Raw genomic sequence first — 16,109 nt, forward strand, 5'->3', positions numbered from 1 at the left:
TGGCGGTTAGCGCTCCGTCGGGAGGCTGAGCGCAGGTTCTGCGCAGTGGGCAACCCGGCAAGGATGCCGGGTTAGCTGCCCCCGGCCATGGATGGCCGATGGCAGCGGGCCCACGGAGCAGGACCGGAGCGAAGGCATGGCGAGCACTAGCGAGCCACCGGACGTCAGGGGCAAGAGCGCTTGGTTACTTGGCGCTTCTCCAAGTGACCCGCCGTAAGGGCGGAACCAATAGCCGCCATCACCGAAGAAACGGATATGCACACCGACAAAACCCTAGGTGCCTAAGACATGGCCATCGCCGGCAGGCCAGCTCCCACAGTGGACCGAGTACACCCTCGATCCCCTGGCAGCTCAGAATCCAACATTAAACATTCTTCATGTTTTGGGTTTGGCATGCGCCGCCAACCGCTCCAGCGCCGCGCGCAGATTGGGATCACTGATCCCGTCCGCCGTCGCCTGAATCGTCGCCGCCGCATCGGTCGACAAATCCATCGTATGCCCCACCGCCCCCTGCGGAACGGTCGGCGGCTGAACCTTGAACAATATCCGCGTCAAACTCGCAAACTCATCAAACACCTGCAATTGCCGCTGCAACCGCTTCTGCTGATACCGCAAGCGAGTGGCCCAATGGCCGTCAGTGACAATCAACAGCAAACTGCCCTCGCGCCACGACGCCACATGGCAATGCTCACGCGCGGCAGGCTGCAATTGGCTTTCCACCAGGCGCTGTAAATGACCCAGGCGTTGAGCGTGGCTGAAGATGGCTTTCAGCGGTTTGGCTTCGCGAAGCAGAACGGCGGGTGCTCTGGCCGTAAGAGGGCGAAATGCCATGATCAGACACCTGAAGTAACAGAGCGGCCATGTTAGCAGAAAGCGTCTGACCCGCCCGACCCATTGCATTGCGCCGGCTTTACTCATTAAATCAACGACTAACTTCTTACGCGTGCGGCTTGAAGTTCGGCAAAAAGCCCCTATTTTAAGTGAGCCCCGTTACAGCGCTGTGCCAGCATCGTGGAATAACGCCACTTTCCTCACCACCGTTTCCGGGTAGAATGCTCGTTCGCATGCGGCCATGAGGGCTGCTCGGGCGACTCACGGGGCCGCCCTCCATCCCTTTAGTGTGGAAGATCCTGCCGATATGTTTGCGCCTTTGTTAAAGAAACTTTTTGGAAGCAAGAACGAGCGTGAAGTCAAACGCATGCTCAAGACGGTGCAACTCGTCAATGCCTTCGAAGAGCAAATGGTAGCCCTTTCGGACGATCAATTGCGTGCCAAGACAGACGAGTTCAAGGCCCGCATCGCCAAAGGGGAAACCCTCGACAAACTGCTGCCAGAAGCCTTTGCGGTCGCTCGCGAAGCCGGTAAGCGTGTCATGGGTATGCGTCACTTTGATGTACAGCTGATCGGCGGCATGACCTTGCATGAAGGCATGATCGCGGAAATGCGCACCGGTGAAGGCAAGACCCTGGTGGCCACCCTGGGTGTTTACCTCAACGCACTGTCCGGCAAAGGCGTGCACGTTGTGACGGTGAACGACTATCTGGCTCGCCGGGACGCCAACTGGATGCGCCCGCTCTACGAATTCCTCGGCCTGTCGGTGGGTGTGGTCACACCATTCCAGCCGCCTGAAGAGAAACGTCTGGCTTACGCTGCCGACATTACCTACGGCACCAACAACGAATTCGGTTTCGACTACCTGCGCGACAACATGGCGTTCAGCATGGAAGAAAAATTCCAGCGCGAACTCAATTTTGCCGTGATCGACGAAGTCGACTCCATCCTCATCGACGAAGCGCGTACCCCGCTGATCATTTCCGGTCAGGCCGAGGACAGCTCGAAGATGTATGTCGAGATCAACAAACTGATCCCGCAGCTGGAATTGCACGTCGAAGAAGTGGAAGGCGAAGTCACCAAGGCTGGCCACTACACCGTCGACGAGAAAACCCGTCAGGTCGAGCTCAACGAAGCCGGTCACCAATTCATCGAAGACATGCTCACCCGCGTTGGCCTGCTGGCCGAAGGCGAGAGCCTGTACTCGGCACACAACCTGGGCCTGTTGACCCACGTTTATGCCGGCCTGCGTGCGCACAAGCTGTTCCACCGCAACATCGAATACATCGTGCAGGACGGTCAGGTTGTACTGGTCGACGAACACACCGGTCGTACCATGCCGGGCCGTCGTTTGTCCGAGGGCCTGCACCAGGCAATCGAGGCCAAGGAAGAGCTGAACATCCAGGCCGAAAGCCAGACCCTTGCTTCGACCACGTTCCAGAACTATTTCCGCCTGTACAACAAGTTGTCCGGCATGACCGGTACGGCTGACACCGAAGCGTTCGAATTCCACCAGATCTACGGTTTGTCGGTGATGGTTATTCCGCCAAACAGACCGCTGGCGCGCAAAGACTACAACGACCTGGTGTTCCTGACTGCCGACGAGAAGTACGCGGCGATCATCAATGACATCAAGGAATGCATGACCCAGGGCCGTCCGGTGCTGGTGGGTACTGCAACCATCGAAACGTCCGAGCACATGTCCAATCTGCTCAACAAGGAAGGCATCGAACACAAGGTTCTGAACGCCAAGTTCCACGAAAAGGAAGCCGAGATCATTGCCCAGGCGGGTCGTCCGGGTGCGCTGACCATCGCCACCAACATGGCCGGTCGTGGTACCGACATCCTGTTGGGCGGCAACTGGGAAGTGGAAGTGGCCTCGCTGGACAACCCGACGCCGGAGCAGATCGCGCAGATCAAGGCCGACTGGCAGAAGCGCCATCAGCAGGTGCTGGAGTCCGGTGGTTTGCAGGTGATCGCTTCCGAGCGTCACGAATCGCGCCGTATCGACAACCAGCTGCGTGGTCGTGCCGGTCGTCAGGGTGACGCCGGTTCCAGCCGTTTCTACCTGTCGCTGGAAGACAGTCTGATGCGCATCTTTGCCTCTGACCGGGTGAAGAACTTCATGAAGGCCCTGGGCATGCAGTCCGGTGAAGCGATCGAACACCGCATGGTGACCAACGCCATCGAGAAGGCGCAGCGCAAGGTTGAAGGCCGCAACTTCGACATCCGCAAGCAACTGCTCGAGTTCGATGACGTCAACAACGAACAGCGTAAAGTGATCTATCACATGCGTAACACGTTGCTGGCCGCCGACAACATTGGCGAGACCATCGCCGACTTCCGTCAGGACGTGCTCAACGCGACCATCAGCGCGCACATTCCACCGCAATCGTTGCCGGAGCAGTGGGACGTTGCGGGGCTGGAAGCTGCGTTGCAAAGCGACTTCGGTGTGACGTTACCGATCCAGCAGTGGCTGGACGAAGACGATCACCTGTACGAAGAAACCCTGCGCGAGAAGCTGATGAACGAGCTGATCGCCGCGTACAACGAGAAAGAAGACCAGGCCGGTGCCGAAGCACTGCGCACCTTCGAGAAGCAGATCGTTCTGCGCGTGCTGGATGATTTGTGGAAAGACCACCTGTCGACCATGGATCACCTGCGTCACGGCATCCACTTGCGTGGCTACGCTCAGAAGAACCCGAAGCAGGAATACAAGCGCGAGTCGTTCACGCTGTTCTCAGAGCTGCTGGATTCGATCAAGCGCGACTCTATCCGTGTGCTCTCGCACGTTCAGGTTCGCCGCGAAGATCCGATCGAAGAAGAAGCGCGCCTGCGCCAGGAAGCTGAAGCTCTGGCCGCCCGCATGCAGTTCCAGCACGATGAAGCGCCGGGTCTTGAGCAGCCGGAAATTCTCGGTGAAGAGATCGACGTTGCCCTCGCCACCGTGCCGGTACGCAACGAGCAGAAGCTGGGCCGTAACGAACTGTGTTACTGCGGTTCGGGCAAGAAATTCAAACATTGCCACGGGCAGATCCAGTAAAACCCGTTCCGTAAGCTGAAATACCCGCGCCGCGACCGGCCACAGCCGTCGCGGCGTTTTGCCATTCAAACCACCGTTATCCCAGTAAGCGGTGCTGACCTCATTGATAAGGAGCGCATTCATGGCTGTTGGTCTTGGTCCTTTACCAACGTTGCACCCGGTTGCCGGTTTTGAACTCGGTATCGCCTCGGCCGGCATCAAGCGCCCGGGGCGCAAGGATGTCGTGGTCATGCGTTGTGCCGAAGGTTCCACGGTTGCGGGCGTGTTCACCCTGAATGCTTTTTGCGCCGCGCCGGTGATTCTGGCCAAGCAACGTGTGCAAGGCCCGGTGCGTTACCTGCTGACCAACACCGGCAACGCCAATGCGGGTACTGGCGAACCAGGCCTGGCCGCCGCTGAGAGCACCTGCGCAAAACTGGCTGAGTTGACCGGCGTCGACGCCAGCCTGGTGCTGCCGTACTCCACCGGCGTCATCGGCGAGCCGCTGCCGGTCGAGAAAATCGAAGGCGCGCTGCAGGCCGCTCTTGACGACCTGTCGGTGAATAACTGGGAAGCTGCCGCCACCGGTATCATGACCACCGACACGCTGCCCAAAGGCGCGAGCCGCCAGTTCCAGCATGACGGCGTGACCATCACCGTCACTGGCATCAGCAAAGGCGCGGGCATGATTCGTCCGAACATGGCGACCATGCTCGGTTACATCGCAACTGACGCCAAAGTCGCGCGCGATGTGCTGCAAGACCTGCTGCTGGACGGCGCCAACAAGTCGTTCAACCGCATCACCATCGACGGCGACACCTCGACCAACGACTGCTGCATGCTGATCGCGACCGGTCAGGCAGCATTGCCGGAAATCACCTCGGCAAGCGGTGAGCTGTTCGCCAAGCTGAAGCAAGCTGTATTCGAAGTGTGCATGGACGTGGCCCAGGCCATCGTCCGCGACGGCGAAGGCGCAACCAAGTTTGTCACTGTACAAGTCAACGGCGGCGGCAATCATCAGGAGTGCCTGGATGTCGGTTACACCGTCGCCCACTCGCCACTGATCAAGACGGCGCTGTTCGCCTCTGACCCGAACTGGGGCCGGATTCTGGCAGCCGTCGGCCGTGCCGGCGTACCGAACCTGGACGTAAGCAAGATCGACGTGTTCCTCGGCGATGTCTGCATCGCCAGCCGAGGCGCCCGCGCCGCGACCTATACCGAAGCCCAGGGCGCCGCGGTGATGCAACAGGAGGAAATCACCATTCGCATCGAGCTGGGACGCGGCGATTGCAGCGAAACCATCTGGACCACGGATTTGTCCCACGAGTACGTGAAGATCAACGCTGAGTATCGTACTTAACGCTTTCTAGACCGAGTCGTCTCATTCGCGAGCAGGCTCGCTCCCACAGGGATCTCAGTGAACACAGAAGTTGCGTTGCTGCAGAATCCCCTCAGGGTTCTCCAGTGAACACAAAAGGTGCTTGCTGCAGAATCTAATGTGGGAGCGAGCCTGCTCGCGATGGTGGACTGCCAGTCACCACTCAGACTGGCTTGTTTCCTTCATCAAAAGGTCCCGAACATGAGCCTGCACCTGATCATCGGCGACAAACTGTATTCTTCCTGGTCCCTGCGCGGCGCTTTGGCCCTTGAACTGGCCGGCGCTACTTACACCGAAGAGTTGATCAAACTCAACCAGCCCGACACCCGCGAACAGCTGCTCAGGCATTCGCCCACCGCGAAAGTCCCGCTGCTGAAAACCGAACACGGGACCATCGCCGATTCCCTGGCGATTGCCGAATACCTCGCAGAACAGTTTCCCGACGCGCATCTCTGGCCCGCAGACGTTGCGGCCCGTGCCCAGGCGCGTTCAGCCTGTGCGCAAATGCACAGCGGTTTTTTCGCGATGCGCAGCAACATGCCCTTCGACCTCAGTCACGACGCACCGCTGTCGCCAGTGCCGACTGAGGTGCAGACCGACATCGACCGCATGCTGGCGTTGTGGGCCGAGTGCCGCGCCGCCGCCAGCGAAAGCGGTCCGTTCCTGTTCGGTCGGCCAACTCTCGCCGATGCGTTCTTTGCCCCGATCGCCGTGCGCCTGCGTACCTATCAGGTAACGGTGTCCGACGAAGGCGAGGCTTACATCAACACGATCTATCAGTGGCCCGCCTTCAAGGCGTGGCAACAGGCAGGTCTGCAGGAGGTCGGGCAGTGAAACGAGTCCACGTAGCCGCCGCTGTCATCCGCGATGATCACGGCAAAATCCTCATCGCCCGCCGTGCCGATTCCCAGCATCAGGGTGGGCTTTGGGAGTTCCCTGGCGGCAAGGTCGAGGCGGATGAATCGGTCGAGATCGCGCTGGCCCGCGAACTTCAAGAGGAATTGGGGATTGCGGTCAGTGCCGCCCGCCCGTTGATCAAGATTCACCATGACTACCCGGACAAGCAGGTGTTGCTGGATGTCTGGGAAGTCTCGGCTTTTACCGGCGAGCCCCACGGCGCCGAAGGTCAGCCGCTGGAATGGGTGGCCCCGCGTGATTTGCCCAACTACGAATTTCCGGCTGCCAATCAGCCGATCGTCGCGGCGGCGCGCTTGCCTGCGCAATATTTGATCACCCCGGAAGACCTGGAAACGCCGGCGCTGTTGCGCGGCATTCAGAAGGCCATCGCCGGCGGCATCAAACTGATCCAGCTCAGGGCACCGAACGGCTACGACCCGAAATACCGTGATCTGGCGGTGGACGCGGCGGGGCTTTGCGCCGGCAAGGCACAACTGATGATCAAAGGCCCCTTCGAATGGTTGGGCGATTTCCCCTCGGCCGGCTGGCACATCACCTCGGCGCAACTGCGCAAGTACGCTGCCGCCGGACGGCCGTTGCCCGCCTCACGCTGGTTGGCGGCGTCCTGCCATAACGCTGAAGAGTTGGCGTTGGCGGAGCAGATGGGTGTGGACTTCGTGACCTTGTCGCCGGTGCAAAAGACCCGGACGCATCCGGAGGCACAGCCGTTGGGGTGGGGGCAGGCTTCGACCCTGATCGAAGGGTTCAGCAAACCGGTGTTCCTGCTCGGTGGTGTGGGCCCTGATGAGCAGGAGAAAGCCTGGGCGGCCGGGGCACAAGGTGTCGCAGGGATTCGCGCATTTTGGCCTGATTCTTTGGTGTAGTTGCTGGCCTCTTCGCGAGCAGGCTCGCTCCCACAGGGTTTGTGGCGTAGACAGATCCAATGTGGGAGCGAGCCTGCTCGCGAAAGTGGCTTTACAAGCGCGGGTTATTCCTGAGGCTTCACCGCCGCCTGCCAAAAAATCTCGGCCACCCCCTGCCGCTTGGCAATCACCCGCGCCACAACAAACAGCAAATCCGACAACCGATTAATATACGCCAAACCCACCCCGGTCAATGGTTCGACCGCGTTTAAATGCTGACACCGCCGCTCGGCACTGCGCGCCAGGCTGCGGCAAACATGCGCCTGAGCAATCAACGTCGAACCACCCGGCAGGATGAAATTCTCCAGCGGCCCCAGCTCCTCATTCCACACATCAATCGCCGCCTCCAGACGCTCAATCTCCGGAGTACTCAAGGCCTGATATTCCGGCATGGCCAATTCGCCGCCGAGATCGAATAATCGATGCTGGCACGGCGCCAACACCTTGATCACTTCCTCCAACCCTGGATAGACAGGCAATTCCACCGCCAATCCGGCCAACAAAACGCCGACCTGACTGTTCAGCGTATCGACTTCGCCGATCGCTTCGATGCGCGGATGGTCCTTGGGTACGCGGCGGCCGTCGCCCAGTCCGGTCTCGCCTTTGTCGCCGGTGCGGGTGTAAATCTTCGACAAGCGAAAGCCCATGGTTACCTCGATGATGGATTGAGTTCTTCAGAAACCAGCGGAGCGCTCGCCAGGGGGAGGCGCAGGGTGAAGCAGGTGCCTTGGCCCAGCGATGATTGCACTTCCATCTGGCCTTTGTGGTTGTTAGTGATAATGAAGTACGAAACCGACAGGCCAAGCCCGGTACCTTGGCCGATTTCCTTGGTAGTGAAAAACGGCTCGAAGGTGCGTTTGCGCACGTTTTCACTCATGCCAATGCCGTTGTCTTCCACCTGGATTTCCGCCCACGGCGGGTTCAACCGGGTGCGCAGGATAATTTTCCCCGGCTCCCGGTCATCTTCGCGCTGGTGAATGGCTTGCGCGGCGTTTTTCAACAGGTTGAGCAGCACCTGCTCGAGTTCGTTGGCGGTACCCGGTACCGGCCCCAATGCGGGATCGAATTGGCGAATGATGGCTTGGCCCTTGAAGTCGAAACCAATCGCCAGGTCAAAGTCATTGCCGGCAATTTCCACTGCCTGGTCGATCAATGCCGGCAAGTCGCAGGGCGCCATCTGCCGGGTGCTGCGGCGGCTGAAGCTGAGCATGTGCGTGACGATTTTCGCCGCGCGGGCGCCGGCCTGCTGGATACCGTCCAGCAGCTGCGGCACTTCGCGTGCCTGCAGGTATTGGTTCACGGTGTCCAGCTCAATGCCAACCAGTTCGGCTTGCTCAAGGTTTTTCGGCAGGTCGGAAGACAAGCGGCGGCGAATGTTTTGCACGTTGTGCAGGATTGCCCCCAACGGGTTGTTGATTTCATGGGCCATGCCTGCGGCGAGCCCCCCCACAGAGAGCATTTTTTCTGATTGCACCATCATTTCTTCCAGCGACAGACGCTGGGTGATGTCGTCGATCCGGATCACCACACCGCGCCCGGCACCGCCCATCAGTGGGTAGAACGTCAGCGCGTAGTGCTTCGGCTCTTCATCCTTGAACCAGGTGACGCGTTCGATTTTGGCCACCGTGTGCTGCTCCACGGTCTGCTTGAGCTGCGGCAAAAACGGCTTGAGCGGTTCGAAGGCGAGGAAGATCGGTTGATTCAACGCTTCGTCGAGGCGCGTGCCAGACAAGGCGCTGGCTTCCTGATTCCACTGCGTGACATAAAGTTGCTCGTCGAGAGCGATGAGCGCGGAGGGCATCGAGTCGATGATGCTATTCAGGTAATTCTGGAAACCGGTGAGTTTCTTCTCGATCTTGCTGCGCACCTGGACTTCGAGTTCCAGCTTGCGGTTGGTGTGGCGGGTTTCCTCGGCCAGGCCCTGAGCCTGGTCATACGCGGCCTGGGAGTCGTCGCGAGCGCGTTTGAGCTGGTGCTCCCGGGCTTCGATGCGCGTGAGCATCGTATTGAACGCTTCGGCGAGACTGCCGATTTCATCGTGATTGCCGCGCGAAGCCCGCAGTGCGTAGTTCTCCTCGCGAGTGACCTGCCGGGAGAGCTCTTCCAGCTGATGGATCGGTCGGGTGATCAGCCGTTTGATCTGTCGGGCGATCACCATCCACAGCAGCACGCTGAAGATCAAAATGCCGAGACTGGCGGTCAGGGTGCCGGTGTAAAACGCCATCGGGAGTTCGCTGCTGGCCACCAATAACAGATGGCCAGGCGCCGTGCCGGGGCGGGGCAGGGTGATGATCTGATTACTGCGAAACTCAGTGGCCTGCCAGGATTCGATCTGCCGGTAGTGGCTCGGCAGTCTCAGTTTTTCGCCGTTTTGCAGTTGCGCCAGACGTTCACCCTGGCCGTCATAAAGAGCGGCCGCGCGCAGCGGAGAATAACTGTTGAGTTCGTTGAGCAGACGTTCGGCGCTCTGCGGCGATTCAAGTGCGTCGGCAATCAGGCTCGGGTTGGAAACCAGCCGGCCAATGGTCTGCAGGGCCTGCGGCGCCATGCTTTCCTGGGAGATGTAATACGCGGCACTGATAAAGGTCAGGTTGGCGACCAGCAGGACAGTGGTCAACAGCACCAACAGCGCGGCCAGGAGTTTCTGGCCGACCGGTAGATTTTCAAGACGCTGGCGCAGTGGCATCAGGTTTTTCGCTGCAGAGGAACAAGTGGCCAGCGTAGCCGCTGCTCAGTCGCTGGGCAATCCAAGGCTTTGCAGATGATGGATCAGTCGCTGTTGCAATTGGTTGAGGTGCGGCAGATTCAGTTGGTGGCGTGCAGCGACTTTGCAGGCATGTCCCAGCAAATAGCTGATTTCGGTGCGTCGGTGGTTGCTGACATCCTGATACATCGAGGAATAATTGGCGGCGGTGGCGTGGATCACTCGCTCAACTTCCTGCTGCAAGTTTTCTGCGGCGGCCGGCTGACCGCAACGCTCGAGCAATTCAGCGAGCTCGGCGCAAAGCGTGGCTACTTCGCATTGATGATCCTGCAAACCGCCGTTGCGGCAGTTGTGCAGCACGGTCAGCGGATTGATCGCACAATTGAGCGCCAGTTTGCGCCATAACCGGGTGAGGATGTCGGGGCTCCATTCGTGAGGAATGCCGGCGACGGCGAGGTCTTCGAGCCAGATCGGCGCGACCGGATGGCTGGCGTCGCCTAACCAGGTGTAGCCGTGGCCGGCGAACACCACGCGCCATTCGCCCTCGCGAAACGCGCCTTCAGTGCTCGAAGCGCTGATGCAGCGCGCTTGCGGCAATTGCGCCGCCACCGCGTCCTGACTGCCCAAACCGTTTTGCAGCAGGATGACCTCAGCGTCCGGCGCCAGCCGCGGGGCCAGTTGGGCCACAGCCTTCTCGGCATCGTAGGCTTTGCACGCGACCAGCAGACGCTGAATAGGCTCGCCCCTGTCGGCCGTCTCGGCAGGGACAGCGTAGGTCGTCGCTTCGCCATGCTCCACCAGCGTCAGACCGCCCGCCGCTTGATAAGCCAGCAACCGCGCCGTGTCCCGCACGATCAATCGCACCGGGTGTCCGGCCCGGGCCAGACGTGTCGCCCACAACGTGCCAAGACTGCCGGCGCCCAGAACATGCCAGGGGGTGGACATCAGCTTTTTGCTCTGTTTGAGGCGCGCATTCGAGGCTCACAGTGAATGATCGGAAAGACCCGTTATAATCAGCGCGGATTTTAACCGCAAGCCAGGCATGTTCGATCAACATCGAACGCGCCCTTTACTGGAGAGATTACATGCCGTCGTTCGACGTGGTATCCGAACTGGACAAACACGAAGTCACCAACGCGGTGGAAAACGCCGTCAAGGAACTCGATCGTCGTTATGACCTGAAAGGCAAAGGCACCTTCGAATTCAAGGAAAAAGACCTCACCGTCAACCTGACCGCTGAAGCCGATTTTCAGCTCGAAGCGATGATTGAGATCCTCAAGCTGGCGCTGGTCAAGCGCAAAATCGACGTGCAGTGCCTCGAAGTCAAAGACGCCTATGCGTCGGGCAAGTTGATGAAGCAGGAAGCTGTCTTGAAGGAAGGCATCGACAAGGAGCTGGCGAAGAAGATCGTTGCTCACGTCAAGGATGCCAAGCTCAAGGTGCAAGCTTCCATTCAGGGTGAACAAGTACGCATTACCGGCAAGAAACGTGACGATCTGCAGGAAGCGATTGCCGCCCTGCGCGCCAAGACGTTCGACATGCCGCTGCAATTCAACAACTTCCGCGACTGACTGCTCAGCCGGAACCTCTCGGCGTTTTCGGCGTCCGAGGCCCAAGTAACAGCGGGCAATGGTTGAGCCTCCGGGCTCGACCTTCTGCCGCTCATTTTTTGCCGGGTAGCCGGAAATCAGGAGAACGTAAATGGATTTGAATGCTGAAGTGGATCACCTGGTCAAGGCGTCCCAAGCCTGGATCCCGATGTTGATGGAATACGGCAGCCGCGTCCTGCTGGCCGTCATCACGCTGGCCATCGGCTGGTGGTTGATCAACAAGGTAACGCAGAAGCTGGGCGGTCTGCTCGCACTGCGCAATGCCGACCTGGCACTGCAAGGATTTATCAGCAGCCTGGCGAATATCATCCTCAAGGTGTTGCTGATTGTCAGCGTAGCTTCAATGATCGGTGTGGAAACCACCTCATTCGTGGCCGCGATTGGTGCGGCGGGTCTGGCCATCGGCTTGGCCTTGCAAGGTAGCCTGGCGAACTTCGCCGGTGGCGTGCTGATTCTGCTGTTCCGTCCGTTCCGCATTGGAGACTGGATCGAAGCGCAGGGTGTGTCCGGCACCGTCGACAGCATCCAGATCTTCCACACCGTGCTGCGCACGGGTGATAACAAGACCATCATCATGCCTAACGGCAATCTGTCGAACGGCATCATCACCAACACCAATCGTCAGCCAACGCGCAAAGTTGTATTTGATGTGGGTGTGGATTACGAGGCGGATCTGCAGAAGGCCCGTGAAGTATTGCTGGACTTGGCCAAAGACTCCCGGATTTTGTCTGATCCAGCGCCGGAGGCAGTTATTTCTACCTTGGGTGACAGTTCCATTACGGTATCACTGCGGGTGTGGGTGAAAACTGCAGACTACTGGAGTGTGATGTTCATGTTCAATGAACAGGCGCGTGACCGCTTGAAAGCGGCCGGTATCGATATTCCGTTCCCGCAACGCGTGATTCGTGTGGTTCAGGAGTCGGCAGTGCAGTAAGCAAAAAACAGGCAACAAAAAAGGCCCATCCGAAGATGGGCCTTTTTGTTTGTTATCGCAAATTAACTGCTTGCGATTACAAGATCGACAGCGGGTAGTCAACGATCAGGCGGAACTCTTTGACGTCGCCTTCGCCTTCGTCAGCATTAGCGAAGTGCCATGCTTGACGAGCGCGGAAGGAAAGGTCTTTAGCCGGGCCACTCTGAATAACATACTTGGCTTCGAAGTTGGTTTCGTTGTGCTTGCCATCTTCGCCATACACGCCAGTGTAAGCGCTCCCCGCTGGAGTGTTGGTGCCGTCGATGTCCCAGCCTTTCACGTAACGGGTCATGAAGCTCAGACCTGGAACGCCGTACTCAGCCATTTTCAGGTCGTAACGAATTTGTGCAGATTTTTCGTTCGGACCGTTGAAGTCGGAATACTGGATGGAGTTTGCGAGGAAGATCGAGTCGCCACCGCGGTTGTTCTTGCCCACACCGATGTAGTCGAACGGAGTGTCGCCGTTAACTTTTTGGAAGCCAACAGTGACGGTGTGCGCTTTCAGGAACGAGTAAGCGGCTGCCAGGGAGAACGTTGTGTTGCTGATGGAGCCCGCTTCGGCGCTGCCTTCGTCGGTGGTACGGTAGATGTTACCGTCCAGGTTCAGAGACTGATCTGCACCCATTGGGATGGTGTAGTTCAGGTTCGCGTAGTACTGGTTCCAGATGTCTTCCAGCTTGGCGCCGTACAGGGAGGCGCTCAGGTTTTCGGAGATGCCGTACTTGCCGCCGAAATAATCGATGTTTTTGGCTTCAACGCCAGCGTAGGTTGCGTACAGGCCGCCGTCGCGAGCGTTTTTATCCTGGCTGGAAGCCGAGTAAAAGTGACCTGCTTCCAGATCAAGGTCCTGGATCTCGCTGCTCTGCAGCTGGAAGCCAGTGGCGGTTTGCGGAAGGATACGGGAGCCGCCAACAGCAAACACCGGCGCGGTGCTTGGCTGCATGTCGCCGAATTTCAACTCGGTTTTGGAAACGCGTACTTTGACCGACGCGCCGGCTTTACCCTGGCTGTCGTTGACGTCACGACCGTTGGGACGCACGGTATCGCTGCGGCTCATGTTGCCGGAGCCGCTGGTGCCGTCGCCGCCATCCAGTTTGATTGCCAGGTAACCGTATGCATCAACGCCGACACCAACTGTACCTTGGGTGTAGCCGGAGCTGAAGTTGCCGAGCAGGCCTTGAGTCCAGTCTTTCTGGTCCCGGCCGCGGTCTTTGTTATCACGGTTGAAATAATAGTTACGCACCAGCAAATCGAGTTTAGCGTCTTCAACAAAGCCTTTGGCTTCGGCCTGGTCGCTTACGAAAGGTGCGGCTGTTGCCAACTGGGAACCGGCTGCTGCTGCAACTGCCAGTGCGATCATGCTCCACTTCATCACGCGCATCGTGATTTGCTCCTTTGGTTTTTAGAAGAGTACTGCCGTCCCACCTGTTTTTTTATCTGGGCGGCTCTTTCTTTTTGTGTCGACGCAAACTTATATCACGCCGACCCTGTTGGCGATACTTGCTAATCTGACCCTACAACTTCTTTACGACACTGTCGCAAACTGCTGGCTGGACGTCGCAAATCTGCAGCCCGATGCAATGGCTTTTAACAACCTAAGCGCTGTTTTACCAGGCTTGAGCATCGGTAAAAAGAGTCCCTTGCAAAGCGTGTGAATCTCCGTCGGGCAGCCTTGCCACGTTTATTTATTGGCCTCTAAGCACTCCGCTTCCCGCGGTTTGTTCAAGGGCGATGTGTGGGGTAATGCAACAAGCGTGCTCAAATCAGAATGCACCCCATGTTTTTTTCAAAAAGCCTGCTCGTCACCGTAAAAACCCCATAAAACCGGGGGTTACACGCCATTTTTAATCCTGCTTGACGGCGTCCTTGTCAGTGTGATGGTCAATCACAGTTGACTGGCCGACAGCGAAAAACGTTACCGGTTCACCCCTTCAGTGAGTAAAAGGCGGATGCCTGTCGCACTGAGCGTAGACGCACTGTGCGGTTTTGGTGCAAAAAATTTCACGTTTAATCCCGGATACACAGGATGCGGCCGGCAGGCCCACGCGAGCAGGGCGCGATTTACCTGTTGCTTTGCGCGTGCCTCCGGTAACACAGGTACTGAAATGGTGCGTCTGCAGAGATAATGGCCCATGTCGGAGCGTGACTTGCACCCCTGGCACTCGCATCATCCGTGAAGCTGAAACCGTTCGCAGGTATGCTGACAGCCTGTCGCTTGGTGCGCCGTCTCGCAGGGTCGATGCCAGGCTGAAATTGATGACCAGACGGAGTGCGCACAGTGTTCGCCTTAGATCCACGACTTCAACAAGACACACTTGCGATCGGAGACTTTCCACTCAGCCGATTGCTGTTGTCCAATGATTCGAATTATCCATGGTTCATCCTGGTGCCGCGTCGCGAGAATATCAGTGAGATATTTCAGTTGGATATCGCCGATCAGCAGCAGCTGTGGCAAGAAACCACGGCGTTGGCGCAAATCCTCAAGGAATCGTTCGACGCCGACAAGTTGAATATTGCGGCGTTGGGTAACATGGTCAGCCAATTACATATCCATGTAATTGTGCGTAAGCGTGATGATGCCGCCTGGCCTGCGCCGGTCTGGGGCAAACATGCAGCCATACCGTATGGCGCAGAGCAGGTCGAAGCAATTCGCGAGCGACTGCGTCTGGTGCTGACCGATGACTTCACCTTTCTGGAGGGTTGACCATGAGTCTGGAAGATCGCGTAACCGACCTGGAAAGCCAGTTGGCGTTTCAGGATGACACCATCCAGGCGTTGAGCGATGTGCTGGCAGTGCAGCAGCGTGCAGTAGAGCGCCTGCAACTGCAAATGGCGGCACTGCTTAAACGGCAGGAAGAAATGGCCGGGCAGTTCGAAACCTTCGAGGAAGAGGCGCCACCGCCACATTATTAGCCTCAGGCACCCGCTATTTATAGCCGGGCGTAAAAAAACCGCGACGAGTCGCGGTTTTTTTTCGACCTTGAATCAGCGTCGCGGCAGAGCAGCAATCACATCTTCGGCTTGCAGGCCTTTGTCACGATTCATCACGGAGAACTCCACGCGCTGGCCTTCGACCAGAACGCGATGGCCTTCGCCACGAATGGCCCGGAAGTGTACGAAAATATCATCGCCGGAGTCGCGGGAGATGAAGCCGAAGCCCTTGGACGTGTTGAACCACTTGACGGTGCCGGTATCGCGGTTGCTCATGTCATAGCTTGGCGAAGCGGCGGCCGGTGATGATTTGTAGAAACTGATGGCCAAATGCAAAAGAACGGCAATCAGGGCGACGACGAGGCTGAACAGCACGGCCGGTTGACCGGCGATGAACGGCATCGGCGCGAGCAGTGCCAGGGTTTGCAACGCCACCGCCAGTACCAGCAAGACGCTGACGAGGATTTGCAATTGGTGGCGCGGGCCTTTGTTCCAGTAAGGAATGACAGGTGCGAGGGTGAGGTTGAGCAGGCCGAAGAAGGCCAGATAAAGTGCATCGGGTTGCTGCAGGTAAGGTACGGCGTCGGATCCCAGACTCGGGATGAAGGACAGCAGCAAGGCTGCTGCGCCCATTAGCAGGTGGACGATTTTCAACATTTTGATTAACTCACGTTAAGACGGATCACAAGGAAGAGCTGATGACGCACGGTTCGCTTCAGAACAAAAAGAGGCGTTGGACACGTACGCGGTATCAGCCTATGCGCAGCGCCCGGAAAAAGAGGCACTAGCGACACGCTGCCTATTTAACAGCAAAGCTTGCGGCTACTCAAATCAGGCGGT

14 protein-coding genes are annotated in these 16,109 nt (G+C 58.2%); 8 read left to right on the plus strand and 6 right to left on the minus strand.

The window, feature by feature from the left end; all coding sequences use genetic code 11:
- Positions 1-375: 375 nt before the first annotated feature.
- Entirely contained in the window at positions 376-831 is a 456-nt protein-coding gene (locus DU29_RS0111835; protein ID WP_028621897.1) for a DUF721 domain-containing protein, read from the minus strand.
- Between the two features lie 307 nt (positions 832-1,138).
- Between DU29_RS0111835 and secA the strand changes: the two genes are divergently transcribed.
- The 4 genes from secA (at position 1,139) to DU29_RS0111855 (ending at position 7,012) form a co-directional block, all read left to right on the plus strand.
- Entirely contained in the window at positions 1,139-3,874 is a 2,736-nt protein-coding gene (gene secA / locus DU29_RS0111840) for a preprotein translocase subunit SecA (RefSeq protein ID WP_028621898.1), read from the plus strand.
- A 121-nt stretch (positions 3,875-3,995) separates the two neighbouring features.
- Complete coding sequence (gene argJ / locus DU29_RS0111845; protein ID WP_028621899.1) at positions 3,996-5,213, plus strand: bifunctional glutamate N-acetyltransferase/amino-acid acetyltransferase ArgJ; 1,218 nt, start codon at positions 3,996-3,998, stop codon at positions 5,211-5,213.
- Positions 5,214-5,432: 219 nt separating this feature from the next.
- Positions 5,433-6,065: a glutathione S-transferase family protein gene (locus DU29_RS0111850; protein ID WP_028621900.1), complete on the plus strand. Its 633-nt coding sequence runs from the start codon at positions 5,433-5,435 to the stop codon at positions 6,063-6,065.
- Positions 6,062-7,012 (plus strand): Nudix family hydrolase, encoded by a 951-nt coding sequence (locus DU29_RS0111855; protein ID WP_028621901.1) that lies wholly within the window; start codon positions 6,062-6,064, stop codon positions 7,010-7,012. Before DU29_RS0111850 ends, DU29_RS0111855 begins: the two co-directional genes overlap by 4 nt.
- Before the next feature lie 104 nt (positions 7,013-7,116).
- Here DU29_RS0111855 and DU29_RS0111860 read toward each other — a convergent pair whose 3' ends face one another.
- The 3 genes from DU29_RS0111860 to DU29_RS0111870 are packed head-to-tail and all read right to left on the minus strand — an operon-like array spanning position 7,117 to position 10,700.
- Positions 7,117-7,698, minus strand: coding sequence for a cob(I)yrinic acid a,c-diamide adenosyltransferase (locus DU29_RS0111860; RefSeq protein WP_028621902.1), 582 nt, complete (start codon positions 7,696-7,698; stop codon positions 7,117-7,119).
- A gap of 2 nt (positions 7,699-7,700) precedes the next feature.
- Positions 7,701-9,737: a sensor histidine kinase gene (locus DU29_RS0111865; protein WP_028621903.1), complete on the minus strand. Its 2,037-nt coding sequence runs from the start codon at positions 9,735-9,737 to the stop codon at positions 7,701-7,703.
- A 45-nt stretch (positions 9,738-9,782) separates the two neighbouring features.
- Positions 9,783-10,700: a putative 2-dehydropantoate 2-reductase gene (locus DU29_RS0111870; RefSeq protein WP_028621904.1), complete on the minus strand. Its 918-nt coding sequence runs from the start codon at positions 10,698-10,700 to the stop codon at positions 9,783-9,785.
- A gap of 140 nt (positions 10,701-10,840) precedes the next feature.
- Between DU29_RS0111870 and DU29_RS0111875 the strand changes: the two genes are divergently transcribed.
- On the plus strand, positions 10,841-11,326 hold the full coding sequence (locus DU29_RS0111875) for a YajQ family cyclic di-GMP-binding protein (protein WP_028621905.1): 486 nt from the start codon (positions 10,841-10,843) through the stop codon (positions 11,324-11,326).
- Between the two features lie 130 nt (positions 11,327-11,456).
- Entirely contained in the window at positions 11,457-12,299 is an 843-nt protein-coding gene (locus DU29_RS0111880) for a mechanosensitive ion channel family protein (protein WP_028621906.1), read from the plus strand.
- Between the two features lie 76 nt (positions 12,300-12,375).
- On the opposite strand, the gene DU29_RS0111885 is transcribed toward DU29_RS0111880, so the two are convergent.
- Positions 12,376-13,719 carry an OprD family porin gene (locus tag DU29_RS0111885; protein WP_028621907.1) on the minus strand — a complete coding sequence of 448 codons (1,344 nt, stop codon included), beginning with the start codon at positions 13,717-13,719 and terminating at the stop codon, positions 12,376-12,378.
- An 897-nt stretch (positions 13,720-14,616) separates the two neighbouring features.
- On the opposite strand from DU29_RS0111885, the gene DU29_RS0111890 reads away from it, so the two are divergent.
- Both DU29_RS0111890 and DU29_RS0111895 read left to right on the plus strand, forming a co-directional pair.
- The gene (locus DU29_RS0111890; protein WP_028621908.1) at positions 14,617-15,042 is read left to right on the plus strand and encodes an HIT domain-containing protein; all 426 of its coding nucleotides are present in this window, start codon (positions 14,617-14,619) and stop codon (positions 15,040-15,042) included.
- A 2-nt stretch (positions 15,043-15,044) separates the two neighbouring features.
- Positions 15,045-15,251 carry a SlyX family protein gene (locus DU29_RS0111895; RefSeq protein WP_028621909.1) on the plus strand — a complete coding sequence of 69 codons (207 nt, stop codon included), beginning with the start codon at positions 15,045-15,047 and terminating at the stop codon, positions 15,249-15,251.
- 72 nt (positions 15,252-15,323) lie between these two features.
- Here the strand turns inward: DU29_RS0111895 and DU29_RS1000000133580 are convergent, their stop codons facing one another.
- Entirely contained in the window at positions 15,324-15,926 is a 603-nt protein-coding gene (locus DU29_RS1000000133580) for a cold-shock protein (RefSeq protein ID WP_028621910.1), read from the minus strand.
- Between the last annotated feature and the right edge of the window lie 183 nt (positions 15,927-16,109).

This window comes from Pseudomonas sp. Ant30-3 (assembly GCF_000690905.1).
GTDB lineage: Bacteria > Pseudomonadota > Gammaproteobacteria > Pseudomonadales > Pseudomonadaceae > Aquipseudomonas.